Consider the following 12,137-nt stretch of genomic DNA (forward strand, 5'->3'; position numbering starts at 1 on the left):
ATGCCGTACCGCCTTACCCCCGCCTCCGACCGCGGCCTGAAGGACATTGGCTGGCTGCAGAGTCACTTTTCCCTCAGCTTCGGCCCCTACGCCAACCCCGAGCGGGCCGGCTTCGGGCTGCTGCGCGTCTTCAATGATGACTTCGTGAAGCCCGGCCACGGGTTTGGCCTGCACGCCCACGCCAACATGGAAATTATTTCCGTGATGCTGGCCGGGCACATGAACCACAAAGACTCGCTGGGCTATTCCGAGGAGGTAACCCAGGACTGGGTGCAGATTATGAGCGCCGGCTCGGGGCTGCGGCACGAAGAGCACAACATCGGGCAGGAGGAAGTCAATTTTCTGCAGATCTGGATTGAGCCCAAGCTCCAGAACGTGACGCCGCGCTACCAGCGCCGCCACTTCCCCCGCGAAAAGCGCCGCAACCAACTCACCACCATTGTCAGCAACGAGGAAGGCACGGCCCACTGCTGGATCAACCAGAACGCCAAGCTCAGTTTGGGCTTGTTCGAGACCGGCCAGACGGTGGAATACCGCCTGAATCCGCTCAACAAGTGCGTATTTCTTTTCCTGATGGAAGGCCGGCTAACGGTAAAAGGGCAGGCCGTGGGGCCCCGCGAAAGTCTCGGCCTCTGGGAAACTGATGCCGTGGCCATTCAGGTGGAGGCCGAAAGTCACTTCCTTCTGCTTGAGGTTCCTATCAATCATTAGGGCGGCTTCCAGGCCCGGGCCCAGCACTACACGCCGGATTTCTGCGCCCCGCAGAAGTTCGGCGTTTTTTTGGGCGCGTTAAGCCGGCCGCTACGGAAGCTGGTGGGGTAGAGTTGCACATCCTTTAGAAAATCTGCCTGATTGTAGCGTCCTTTGTGGTAATTTTCTGTTGCTTACCTCTTTCTATGAAGATACTTCGACTTACCCTGGCCCTCTGCGTGGGTACCATGGGCCTGGCAGCGGCGCAGGATCTGCCCTACCAGACTCCGCCCCGCGCCATTGCTGCGCTGGCCGAAGCCCCGCCTACCCCCCGCGTCAGCTTTGCCTCCAACGGGCAATGGATGCTGGTGATGGAAGTGCGGGACATGCCCACTATTGCCGAGCTTAGCCAACCCGAGCTACGCCTGGCTGGCCTGCGCATCAATCCGCGCACCAATGGCAGCAGCCGGGCTTCTTACGCCTCTTCCATGCGCCTGCGGCAGCTGCCCGACGGCAAAGAGCTGCTCATCACCGGCCTGCCAGCCAATGCCCGCATCAGCGACGTGCAATGGTCGCCGGACAACACCAAGATTGCCTTTACCCACACCACCAACAACCACGTGGAGCTGTGGATTGCCGATGTGGCCTCGGCCTCGGCACGGCTGGTGCCCAATCTGTTTCTGAACAGCGTGTTCGGCACGCCCTTCGAGTGGGTTTCTGACAACAAAACCATTATTGCCCGCGCCGTTGTAGGCGGCCGCGGCGAAGCGCCCAGCGCAGCAGAGGCTCCCAAGGGTCCGGCCATTCAGCAGAACATCGGCAAGACGGCCGGTGCCCGGACCTACCAGGATCTGCTGAAAAACCCCATTGATGAGCGGCTGTTCGATTATTACGCTCTGGCCCAGGTAGTGAAAGTAGGCCTGGATGGCCGCATGGCCCCGCTGGGTCAGCCCGGCATTATTCAGCAGGCGTTGCCCGCCCCCAACGGCCGCTACGTGATGGTGCGCACCCGCCACCGCCCCTACTCTTACACCCTGCCTGTCAGCTCCTTCCCTCAGCGGGTAGATATCCTGAACCTGGAAGGCCTGGTGGTAAAGGAGCTGGCTGAAGTGCCCTTGGCCGACAACGTGCCAACCAGCTTTGATGCCGTGCCCACCGGCCCCCGGCAGTTTGGCTGGCGTGAGGACGCGCCCAATACCGCGTTCTGGGTAGAAGCCCAGGATGGTGGCAACCCCAAAACGGAAGCCGCCGTGCGCGACAAGCTGTACGGCCTGGCAGCCCCCTTCGACGGGCAGCCCCAGGAGCTGGCGGCCCTACCCCTGCGCTTCCGCGACATCCACTGGGGCAACGATAAGCTGGCCCTGGTGGAAGGCTACCGCTGGGCCGACCGCAAGGAAACCACCTGGACCCTGGACCTGGCCACCAAAACGTCCCTTACCCCTCTTTTCGAGCGCTCCGCGCAGGACACGTACACCCATCCTGGCTCGCCCTACCTGCGCCGCAACGCCCAGGGCCGCTACGTGCTGGCCACCGACGTTACCGGCGACGTAGTGTACCTGATTGGGGCCGGCGCTTCGCCGGAAGGAGAGCGGCCCTTCATTGATGAGCTGAACGTACGCACCAAGAAGAGCTTACGCTGGTGGCGCTCCGAGGCCCCGTACTACGAGATGCCGGTTTCTATTCTCGACGCCAACAAACGCATGTTCGTGACGCGCCGCGAGTCGCCGCAGGAGTCGCCCAACTACTTCCTGCGCGACGCCCCGAGCCTGAAACTCACGCCCCTCACCAAGTTCCCGAACCCCTACGCCACCTTGGGCAACTTGCAGAAGCAGGTACTCAAGTACAAGCGCGCCGATGGCGTGGAGCTGACCGCCAACCTGTACCTGCCGCCCAACTACAAGAAGGAAGACGGCCCCCTGCCCACTCTGATGGAGGCCTACCCCGTAGAGTTCAAGGATAAGAAAGACGCCAGCCAGGTGAAGGGCTCGCCCTATACCTTTGCCCGCCTCAACTGGGGCTCGCCGGTGTTCTGGGTAACGCAGGGCTACGCCGTACTGCAAGGCACCAGCATTCCGATTGTAGGCGAGGGCACCAAGCAGCCCAACGACACCTACGTGGAGCAGCTCACGGCTTCGGCCAAGGCCGCCATTGACGAGGGCAAGCGCCTGGGCGTGGTGGACCCCAACCGGGTGGCCGTAATGGGCCACAGCTACGGCGCCTTCATGACGGCTAACCTGTTGGCTCACACGAATCTGTTCAAAGCCGGCATTGCGCGTAGCGGCGCTTACAACCGCACCCTCACGCCCTTCGGGTTCCAGGGCGAGGAGCGCACTTTCTGGGAAGCCCCGGAAGTGTACAACGCCATGTCGCCCTTCAACTTCGCCAACAAAATCAAAACCCCGATTCTGTTGATTCACGGTGAAGCGGATAACAACTCCGGCACCTTCCCCATCCAGAGTGAGCGGTTCTACAACGCCCTGAAGGGCCACGGCGCCACGGTGCGCTACGTGGTGCTCCCCGCGGAGTCGCACGGCTATGCCGCCCGCGAGTCCATCATGCACATGCTCTGGGAAATGAATACGTGGCTGGACACCTACGTGAAGAAAGCCAGCCCGGGTGAGCCGCTGAAGTAAGGCCAAGCACTGCTCCTTTGCCTGAGCTATAAAAATGCCCCCAGACTGCTAATCTGGGGGCATTTTTATAGCTCAGCTTCTATATAGTATTTTATTATAGCATGCAACAGAACTGCGTGCAAAATTATGCCCAGTTTGAAACCTACGTTTTAGGGCTTCGTTAAAAAGCCAAACATCATCCTTTCAGGATTTTAATCATAGATGCCATGAAAACGATCAAAATATATGCGGCTATGCTTTCGGCCTTATTTGTGATGGAAAGCACGGTAGTAGTTTCGGACGCCGAAGCCCAGACCAAGCCCAGGAAAACCTGGAGTAAGAAAGCCAAAGGTGCCGCCATTGGCGGCGGAGCCGGGGCCGTCACCGGCGCCGTGGTTGGGGGCGGCAAAGGTGCCGTTATTGGTACCGTAGCTGGCGCCGCCGCGGGCGGCCTGATTGGTCGTAAGAAAGACAAGAAGAAAGACCCCGTGCGCTACGAGCAGTATTCGCGCCGCGACTAATCAACAGAACCAACCAGTCAAAAGAAGGCCCCAGGCTACATAGCCTGGGGCCTTCTCTTTTGCTTAGCTGCTAGCCTACCCCAGAGCTTACAGGCCAACGCGGGTGCCATAGAGGCTGCTCCTGGCCGCAGGCCGGCGGAGGGTATTTTTCCCGTAGGAAGCAAAACCTGCTGTTGCTCTACTTAGCCCGCCCATGGCCACAGCCGTAGCTTCCGACGCCCGCAAACTGAGCCCGGCCGTGCAACCTCCGCCACTTCCGCCCGAATATGGATACGATGCACTTATTTATTTACTCCAACCTGAGCGCGGCCGCCCGGGCCCATCTGCTCCGGCAGCTTCCGTCCGATACGACGGTCACTTTCCGCACCGACCTGCTCCCGGCCGAGCAACGACCGGCCCTGGCTACGGCCGATGTGCTGCTGGGCAACCCGCCTCCTGGTTGGCTGACGCCGCCGCCGCCGCACCTGCAGTTCTGGCAAATTGATTCAGCCGGGATTGACCAGTACCAAGGGGTAGCCCTGCCCTGCCCGGTAGCCAACATGGGCGACTTTTTTGCCTGGCCCTGCGCCGAAACCATGGTGGCGGGCCTGCTGGGCCTGCTGCGCTACGTGCCGGAGCTGGCCGTGCTGCAGGCTGAGAAGCGGTGGGTGGGCGCCCCGTTGCGCCCCCGGCTGGGGCTGCTGCGCGACAAGCGGGTAATTATTCTGGGCCGCGGAACCATTGGCAAGGCCGTAGCCCAGCAGCTAACGGGTTTCGGCTGCGCGGTGCAGTTTCTGGCCCGCACCGATCCGCAGGCGCAACTGCATTCCAAGCCGGAGCTGCAGGCAGCCCTTCCCACCGCCGACATCGTAGTAAACTGCCTGCCTGGCAGCGCCAAGGGGTTTTTCTCGCGGGAGCTGATTGCGGCTCTGCCTCCGGGGGCGCTTTATGCCAGCGTGGGCCGCGGCACCACCACCGACGAGCCAGCGCTTATTGAGGCCCTGCAGGCGGGCCACTTGGGCGGGGCCGTGCTGGACGTAACGGCCCAGGAGCCGCTGCCGGTCGATAATCAGCTATGGAGCCTGCCGCGGGTGCTACTGACCCAGCACAGCGGCGGCGGGCAGCCCGGCGAGGATGAAGGCAAAGTAGATGTGTTGCTGCGCAACCTCCGGCACCTGCGCCAGCACGAGGCCCTGGAAAACCAGGTGCAGCTGGCGCGGGGCTATTAAGTTACTGGGAGGCCGCAGCAACTCTCGCAAACGGAACCGAGTAGGTTCTTTCAGCGGCGGCTTTTGAACACCCCACGCACGTACTCCGCTAACACGGAAGCCCGCCCGTGGCAACACGTAGCTGCCAACCTCGCCCGGGAGAAAACCAGTACGAGTATCAAGCCAAGCTTGTGCCGGGAGGCTACCGCATTCGGTTTGAGCTGGATACAGACCTGGGGGCGGCTTTGAAAGCGGCGCGCTACCCTGCCCAACCATTAGGAACTGCACCTGGCCCCGGGCCACGCGCACGAGCCCGAAGTCTTACTCACTTCCACGAAGGAATAAGCCATTACAAATGCCGCGCAGCTCCAGGAAAGCCACCACATGCTGTATTTGATTTACTGCAGCGCCTACTTCCCCCGCCAGCCCGCAGGCGGTAGCGGGCTCCCTACCCCTGCTTTAGCGGGAAACCGGGTTTGAGAACAGCTGGCACGCTGCGCAGGTTAATGCCCCGGAATAATACCCGTCAGGCGCATGAGCCAGCCCAGCAGGTACACCCCTATGATCACGAGCACATAGGCCCACCAGGGCATGTGGGCCAGCCGGTAGCCCAGACCCATGTATCTTCTCGGTCTTGTTTCCATAGCGAGCTGTTGGTTAATTACCTACTTATACTTTAAGATACATTTTTAATCGAATAAATCCTAACGCAGTCTGCCTCATACATAGCCTTCAGCAGCGGCCCGGGTTGCGCCGCGCCGCCTGGCTTTGCAGTGCAACCCGGGCCGGCAGGTAGTACCTTTGCGCGCGTACAGATTTGCCATGCGAGAAAAGCTCAGACAACGCATGCGCCGGGCGCGCTACATCTTTTACCAAGAAACCCTTTTTGATTATCAGGAGCACCTCTGGACTTTCCTGGGCTCGTTTGTGGGTATTGGCTTGCTGGGATGGCTGAACAGCGCCTTCCTGCCCCCCTACGACAACCTGTTTCTGATTGCCTCCTTCGGAGCCTCCTCGGTGCTGATTTATGGCCACATCAACAGTCCTCTGGCCCAGCCCCGCAACCTCATAGGCGGGCACGTAGTCAGTGCGCTGGTGGGCGTTACGGTGCAGCAGCTGCTACCCGCCCCGCTGTGGCTAACGGCGGCCCTGGCCGTTTCGCTGGCCATTGTGCTCATGCAGATAACCCGCACCCTGCACCCGCCGGGTGGGGCTACGGCCCTGATGGCCGTGGTAGGCTCCGAGAAGCTCAAGGCCCTGGGCTACCTCTACGTGCTGAGTCCCGTGCTGTCGGGCGTGCTGATTTTGTTTGTGGTGGCTATGGTGTTCAACAACGCCACCGCACACCGCAGCTACCCGGCCAACAAGCACTGGTTCAAGATCTGGCGGCGGCGCTACCCCCGCTAGCGTTGGGCGCCGGTTAGCGCCAGCATCTGTCGGGCATCACCGATGGCGGAGGCATCAATGTCGTTATTGAAGTAGAGGTAGGCCTCCTGAACGTGCCCGGCAGCTTCTATATTCTGGTGCACCCGCCGCAGAAACTCCTCGGGGTAAGGCGACTTATACAGCTCCGGCGTGCCGTGAAAGCGGTAGTAAAGCAGTTGGGTGTTGGGTACTACCTCATCGGGCAGGGCCGGATGGCTCTGGCCCACAAAGGCAATGCGCCGCCGGGCCAACTCCTGGTACACGTGGCCCAGCCACCAGCTGGGGTGCCGGAACTCCACCGCGTTCCGGAAAGCCGGGTAGAGGCTGTCGGTGATGCGGGCCAGGCGCTCCTCGGAGTACGTGAGGCGCGGGGGCAGCTGAAAAAGCACCGGCCCCAGCTTTTCACGCAGGCCCTCCTGCACGGCACTGTAGAAATCGGCCAGCAGCTGGGCGCAGTCGTGAAACTGCTTGTAGTGGGTAATCAGGCGCGGAGCCTTCACCGAAAACCGAAAATCGGGTGGGCTTTGCTGGTGCCAGCTCTCCAGGGCCGAAAGCTGGGGAAAGCGGTAGAACGTCACGTTCAGCTCCAGCGTCCGGAAGTGCTGCTGATAAAGCTCGAACCACCGGCCCTGGGGCAATTTCTCGGGGTAGAACGCGCCCCGCCAGTGCCGGTAGTGAAAGCCCGAGCAACCAATGTGGTAGGTGGGAGCGGCAGCGGGCTTTGGGTTCGGGAGCAGGGTAGCCATGGATTAGGCGCCGTAGGCCGTTCGGGGGGCCGTATCGGCGCGCCCGGCCCGGACCAGAGCCCAGCCGGCCAGCAGCAGCAGCCCCCCAAACGCCAGGAAGGCCATATCCCAGGGCATTTTCTGCTCGGTGTACTCGTACACGTGGTGCAGCCCCAGAATGGTGTGGTCAATCAGGCCTTCTATCACATTAAACAAACCCCAGCCCAGCAGCAGCCCGCCCACCAGCGTCCGGCCCGACCATGGCACATCGGGGCGGCGGCTGGCGGCCCACAGCACCCGCAGCCCAATGGCCGTGAGCACCCACACAGCCGCATGGAACACCCCGTCCCAGTACATATTCACTTTCGCGGCCACCAGGTTATCGGGGGGCAGTTGGTTGGAAAGCATGTTGTGCCACTGCAGAATCTGGTGGAGCACAATGCCATCAACAAAGCCGCCCAGGCCAGCGCCCAGCAGCAATCAGGGGAGTACGGTGCAGGGGTTGAGGTTGGGTCATGGGCGGGGGGTAGGGGTAAGACGGGATTTAAGGGCCGGCGCGAAAAACAAGCCCAGCCCGATGAGCAGCACCAGCCCCACCGGCAGTAGCAGCACCAGCAGGTTAGTGGTATAGTCGGGGGTATGAATCTGGGCCTGTACCCGCGGCCGGCATACCCGGCAGGCCTGGGCCAGGGGGCCGGTAAGCAACAGGCAGCAGGTAAGCCAGGCGGCAACCACTACTTTCATCATGGGCTGAAAAAAGAACGGGATACCGGAAGGATACGTAGCGGCCCGGCGCAAAAGTTATGTCGAGCTTGCCGCCGGTCATTATCCTAATGCCTTCCGAAAACCAGATAACCGACGACATCAAGGGCGGCCCCAGCCTGACGAGGCTTTTCGGCAAAGGCGGCAGCTGCTCCAGCTCTTCGCGGGGCAGCCAGCAGTAGCCCCGCTTAAAAGACGCAGCGCCATGAAAAGCCGGAGCAGCCAACGTAATACAGGGGGATAGGCATAAGCGGGAGAGGCCCAAAGCGGCCGGTAGCTCCGGGCAGTACGCAGCGGCGGCACGCAGCAGTTACGCCCGGAGCCGCGTGGCAGGCCGCTCGAAAAGCCAAAAAGCGTCCTTCCGGCTGGCCGGAAGAGCGCTTTTCTACGGAACAGAAGGTCCTGCCATCAGCCCTGGGCTAGGGCGCCTTGTCCACGCTGGCCAGCAACGTTACGATGTCCAGCTCTGATTTGGCCAGTACCTGTTGGCGCGCCAGCTCGGCCTTGATGGCAGCGGCCAGATCGGGGGCGGCCGCGCTGATGGCTTTGGCATTGAGCTTCACCGGAACCACCGTGCCATCGGGCCGGCTCAGGAAGTAGGAGTTGTACTCCACCAGCTGGTCGTAGTGGCGGCCGCTGTTGAATACTTTGTCCTTGTCGGAGCGCTGGAGTTGGCGGGCGTGGCGCTTGAGCAGCGTGTACTTGCCCTCGTGCAGCACTTCCACGTACTCCTGCTGCTGCTCGGGACGCGGGGCGTTGTCGAAGCGGCGGAAGGTGTGCACGCGGTCAGCAAACAGCTCGTCCTGCACCACAAATCCTTGTATCTCGTTCTTGTTCAGCAGCAGCGTATCGGCCCGGTTCCGCTGCGGCACGGCCAGCAGCTGATAGCCGTAGGCATCGTACTGCAGCTGAATATTGCCGATGCGCTGCTTGGTATTCACCAGAATGATTTCGCCGGGCTGCCAGGTTCGCTGGAAGAAGGCCTGCCCTTGGGCCTGGCGTTGCGGGGCCTGGTAGGCATAGGCCATTTTGCCGTCGAGCAGGGCCCCCAGGTTTTCATTTGCCCACAGTCGGCCACCGGGGCTGGCAACCGGTGGGGTTATTTGCTGGGCCGTTGCCTGATAGGTTGATAAGCCCCCTAACAGCAGTGCTAGAGCGAGATAGTTCATAAGCGGAAAAGCAAAGGGATATAAAGTGCTTGAAATATATAGCTTCGGAGGCAGTAAAATACCATGGCGGGGCGAGGCCGTTGCTACCCGGCCGCCGCTTCCGTCTTGCGGGCCCAGACTTTAGGCAGCTTTAGTACCTTGCTTCTCTGGTTGCTTTCCAGAAGCCTTTCTTTTCCTACCTCGTCTTCTATGAGAAACGTAGTCCTTCTCCCCACGCTGGCGGCGCTGCTGGCCGGCCCCGCGGCCTTGGCCCAGGCGCCCATCAAAACCCTACCCTACCCTCAAACCCGCAAGGTAGATACCGTTACCACCTACTTCGGTACCAAAGTGGCCGACCCGTACCGCTGGCTGGAAAACGACCAGGCCGCCGATACCAAAGCTTGGGTGCAGGAAGAAAACAAGGTGACGCAGGCCTACCTCAGCCAGATTCCCTACCGCGACGCCATCCGGAAACGGTTGGAAACCCTGTGGAACTACGAGAAGTACGGGGCGCCCTTCAAGGAAGGCAAGTACACCTATTTCAGCAAGAACACGGGCCTGCAGAGCCAGTCGGTGCTGTACCGGCAGGTGGGCAGCGGGGCGCCGGAGGTGTTCCTCGACCCCAACCAGTTTTCCAAGGACGGGACTACCTCCCTGGCCGGCATCAACTTCACCAAGGATGGCTCCCTGGCTGCCTACCAGATTTCGGAGGGTGGCTCCGACTGGCGCAAGGTCATCGTGCTGAAAACCGCCGATAAGAGTATTGTAGGCGACACGCTCAAAGATGTGAAGTTCTCGGGCCTGGCCTGGAAGGGCAACGACGGCTTCTACTACAGCTCCTACGACAAGCCCACCGCCGGCAGCCAGCTGGCCGGCAAAACCCAGATTCATAAGCTCTACTACCACCAGCTGGGCACCAAGCAAAGCACCGATAAGCTGATTTTCGGGGGCGAGAAAACGCCGCGCCGCTACATCGGGGCCTCCCTGACCGAGGACGAGCGTTTCCTGGTTATCAGCGCCGCCAATACCACTACCGGCAACGAGCTCTACATCCAGGACCTGAGCAAGCCCGGCAGTGCCATCGTGCAGGTCATCGACCACGAGAAAAACGAGGTGGACGTGGTGGATAACGTGGGCAGCAAGCTCTACATCTTCACCAACCTGAACGCGCCCAACAACCGCGTGGTAACCGTGGACGCAGCCAACCCTACCCCCGCCAACTGGAAAAACCTGATTCCGGAAACCCCGAACGTGCTGCGCGTGAGCACCGGGGGCGGCAAGCTCTTCGCTAACTACCTCAAAGATGCTACTTCCCTCATTGAGCAGTATGACATGACGGGCAAGAAGGAGCGCACCATCACGCTGCCTTCGGTGGGTACGGCCGGCGGCTTCGGCACCAAGAAAGAAGAGAAGGAAACCTACTACACCTTCACCTCCTACATCTACCCGCCCACCATCTTCCGCTACGATATTGCCACCGGCAAATCCACGGTGTACAAGAAGGCGGGCGTGCAGTTCGACCCCACCAAGTACGAGTCGAAGCAGGTGTTTTACACCTCCAAGGACGGCACCAAAGTGCCCATGATTATCACCTACAAGAAGGGGCTGGTGATGAACGGCAAGAACCCGACCCTGCTCTACGCCTACGGGGGCTTTAACTCCAGCGTAACGCCGGCCTTCAGCACCAGCAACATCATTCTGCTCGAAAACGGCGGTATCTATGCCGTGCCCAACATCCGGGGCGGGGGCGAATACGGCGAAAAGTGGCACCTGGCCGGCACCAAGCTGCAGAAGCAGAACGTGTTCGACGACTTCATTGCCGCCGCCGAGTACCTGACCAAGAACAACTACACTTCCAAGGATTACCTGGCTATTTCCGGAGCCTCGAACGGGGGCCTGCTGGTGGGCGCTACTATGGCCCAGCGTCCCGACCTGTTCAAGGTGGCTTTCCCGGCCGTGGGCGTGATGGACATGCTGCGCTACAACCAGTTTACGGCCGGCGCCGGCTGGGCCTACGACTACGGCACGGCCCAGGACTCCAAGGAAATGTTCGAGTACCTCTACAAGTACTCGCCCTACCACGCCCTGAAGCCCGCCGCCTACCCCGCCACCATGGTGACTACCGCCGACCACGACGACCGGGTAGTGCCGGCGCACTCCTTCAAGTTTGCCTCCCGGCTGCAGGAAACCCAGAAGGGCAGCGCCCCGGTCCTAATCCGTATTGAGACGAAAGCCGGCCACGGCGCGGGCCGCTCCACGGCCCAGGTTATCAGTGAGCAGACCGACAAGTGGGCCTTCCTGTTCCAGAACATGGGCGTGCCGTACCAAGTAGTCAACTAAGCAACGCTGATTCCCTACCCCCTGCCAACCGGCCGAACCTTCCTAAAGGTTCGGCCGGTTTGGTTTCTGAGACTGGGTATGCAGGGAGTTACAGGAAATTTCAGAACGGGGTAGAGACGCCTGCTTGCGTCTCGTCCGCGCCGCGTGGCCGTTGTCGTTCAACGATGAGACGCAACTATACGTCTTTACACCATAAGTTGATCAATTCAACTCTCTACCTGAATAAACATTATCAATAAATGGGTATGATTAATAACCTTCTTATATTTTTTACTCTGCCTTACTTCTTCGCGCTAAGCTCGTGCGAGGAAGACGCGCACAAGGCTTTAGCTATTGCCATAAACAGCTCTGAGATGAGTGTGTTTCTTTCTCATTACACAGGAAATAAAAGTATCATTTATGTCAAGCAAAGCTCTCAACCCACCTGCAATGGAGAAAATGTATCTTTAGGAAAGCTAAAGACCTCGTACAAGGAAAGCATCATCATGTATTCTTCTGAACCGCTAGCTCCGGGGGAGAAGGTGCAAGCAGCAAAACAAAACTATTTTAATTTACCGAAAGGCCGTGCTGTTATCATCATCGACTACTTTACTATTCGCAGTACACATGCGGATATAAAACTTCGCATACCTATAGAGGGGGTACACGCATCATTCACTTTAACAAAGAATCCTACCTGGTCTATTACTGACTCGGACGTGTATGAACAGTAAGCAACATCATGCTT

12 protein-coding genes are annotated in these 12,137 nt (G+C 60.1%); 7 read left to right on the forward strand and 5 right to left on the reverse strand.

Translation table 11 applies throughout. The features are described 5' to 3' along the window. The 4 genes from GGU46_RS16400 to GGU46_RS16415 all read left to right on the forward strand — a co-directional run bounded on the left by GGU46_RS16400 (position 1) and on the right by GGU46_RS16415 (position 5,031). Positions 1–711 carry a pirin family protein gene (locus tag GGU46_RS16400; RefSeq protein WP_183404645.1) on the forward strand — a complete coding sequence of 237 codons (711 nt, stop codon included), beginning with the start codon at positions 1–3 and terminating at the stop codon, positions 709–711. Positions 712–896: 185 nt separating this feature from the next. Then, entirely contained in the window at positions 897–3,323 is a 2,427-nt protein-coding gene (locus GGU46_RS16405) for a S9 family peptidase (protein WP_183404646.1), read from the forward strand. 206 nt (positions 3,324–3,529) lie between these two features. Further along, a complete protein-coding gene (locus GGU46_RS16410) occupies positions 3,530–3,823 on the forward strand; it encodes a YMGG-like glycine zipper-containing protein (RefSeq protein ID WP_183404647.1) in 294 nt (97 codons plus the stop codon). A 266-nt stretch (positions 3,824–4,089) separates the two neighbouring features. Continuing rightward, complete coding sequence (locus tag GGU46_RS16415) at positions 4,090–5,031, forward strand: D-2-hydroxyacid dehydrogenase (RefSeq protein ID WP_317171929.1); 942 nt, start codon at positions 4,090–4,092, stop codon at positions 5,029–5,031. Between the two features lie 482 nt (positions 5,032–5,513). Here the strand turns inward: GGU46_RS16415 and GGU46_RS16420 are convergent, their stop codons facing one another. After that, positions 5,514–5,654 (reverse strand): hypothetical protein, encoded by a 141-nt coding sequence (locus GGU46_RS16420; RefSeq protein ID WP_183404648.1) that lies wholly within the window; start codon positions 5,652–5,654, stop codon positions 5,514–5,516. A 178-nt stretch (positions 5,655–5,832) separates the two neighbouring features. On the opposite strand from GGU46_RS16420, the gene GGU46_RS16425 reads away from it, so the two are divergent. Next, positions 5,833–6,417 (forward strand): HPP family protein, encoded by a 585-nt coding sequence (locus GGU46_RS16425; protein WP_183404649.1) that lies wholly within the window; start codon positions 5,833–5,835, stop codon positions 6,415–6,417. On the opposite strand, the gene GGU46_RS16430 is transcribed toward GGU46_RS16425, so the two are convergent. The 4 genes from GGU46_RS16430 to GGU46_RS16445 form a co-directional block, all read right to left on the reverse strand. After that, positions 6,414–7,181, reverse strand: a complete 768-nt coding sequence (locus GGU46_RS16430; protein ID WP_183404650.1) for a DUF72 domain-containing protein — start codon at positions 7,179–7,181, stop codon at positions 6,414–6,416. The two genes, GGU46_RS16425 and GGU46_RS16430, sit on opposite strands and share 4 nt — an antisense overlap. 3 nt (positions 7,182–7,184) lie before the next feature. Next, complete coding sequence (locus GGU46_RS16435) at positions 7,185–7,640, reverse strand: DUF2243 domain-containing protein (RefSeq protein WP_183404651.1); 456 nt, start codon at positions 7,638–7,640, stop codon at positions 7,185–7,187. Between the two features lie 33 nt (positions 7,641–7,673). Continuing rightward, positions 7,674–7,907 carry a hypothetical protein gene (locus GGU46_RS16440; RefSeq protein WP_183404652.1) on the reverse strand — a complete coding sequence of 78 codons (234 nt, stop codon included), beginning with the start codon at positions 7,905–7,907 and terminating at the stop codon, positions 7,674–7,676. A 434-nt stretch (positions 7,908–8,341) separates the two neighbouring features. After that, positions 8,342–9,091, reverse strand: a complete 750-nt coding sequence (locus GGU46_RS16445; protein WP_183404653.1) for a hypothetical protein — start codon at positions 9,089–9,091, stop codon at positions 8,342–8,344. A 189-nt stretch (positions 9,092–9,280) separates the two neighbouring features. On the opposite strand from GGU46_RS16445, the gene GGU46_RS16450 reads away from it, so the two are divergent. Together GGU46_RS16450 and GGU46_RS16455 are read left to right on the forward strand one after the other, a co-directional pair. Next, positions 9,281–11,410 (forward strand): prolyl oligopeptidase family serine peptidase, encoded by a 2,130-nt coding sequence (locus GGU46_RS16450; RefSeq protein WP_183404654.1) that lies wholly within the window; start codon positions 9,281–9,283, stop codon positions 11,408–11,410. A 245-nt stretch (positions 11,411–11,655) separates the two neighbouring features. Next, complete coding sequence (locus GGU46_RS16455; protein WP_183404655.1) at positions 11,656–12,123, forward strand: hypothetical protein; 468 nt, start codon at positions 11,656–11,658, stop codon at positions 12,121–12,123. The last annotated feature ends 14 nt before the right edge of the window (positions 12,124–12,137 follow it).

Origin of the sequence: Hymenobacter latericoloratus (assembly GCF_014199535.1) — a bacterium.
Lineage (GTDB): Bacteria > Bacteroidota > Bacteroidia > Cytophagales > Hymenobacteraceae > Hymenobacter > Hymenobacter latericoloratus.

Coding starts and splice junctions, on each gene's coding strand:
- GGU46_RS16400 (WP_183404645.1), top strand. CDS start 1: ATGCCGTACCGCCTTACCCCCGCCTCCGACCGCGGCCTGAAGGACATT.
- GGU46_RS16405 (WP_183404646.1), top strand. CDS start 897: ATGAAGATACTTCGACTTACCCTGGCCCTCTGCGTGGGTACCATGGGC.
- GGU46_RS16410 (WP_183404647.1), top strand. CDS start 3,530: ATGAAAACGATCAAAATATATGCGGCTATGCTTTCGGCCTTATTTGTG.
- GGU46_RS16415 (WP_317171929.1), top strand. CDS start 4,090: ATGGATACGATGCACTTATTTATTTACTCCAACCTGAGCGCGGCCGCC.
- GGU46_RS16420 (WP_183404648.1), bottom strand. CDS start 5,654: ATGGAAACAAGACCGAGAAGATACATGGGTCTGGGCTACCGGCTGGCC.
- GGU46_RS16425 (WP_183404649.1), top strand. CDS start 5,833: ATGCGAGAAAAGCTCAGACAACGCATGCGCCGGGCGCGCTACATCTTT.
- GGU46_RS16430 (WP_183404650.1), bottom strand. CDS start 7,181: ATGGCTACCCTGCTCCCGAACCCAAAGCCCGCTGCCGCTCCCACCTAC.
- GGU46_RS16440 (WP_183404652.1), bottom strand. CDS start 7,907: ATGATGAAAGTAGTGGTTGCCGCCTGGCTTACCTGCTGCCTGTTGCTT.
- GGU46_RS16445 (WP_183404653.1), bottom strand. CDS start 9,091: ATGAACTATCTCGCTCTAGCACTGCTGTTAGGGGGCTTATCAACCTAT.
- GGU46_RS16450 (WP_183404654.1), top strand. CDS start 9,281: ATGAGAAACGTAGTCCTTCTCCCCACGCTGGCGGCGCTGCTGGCCGGC.
- GGU46_RS16455 (WP_183404655.1), top strand. CDS start 11,656: ATGATTAATAACCTTCTTATATTTTTTACTCTGCCTTACTTCTTCGCG.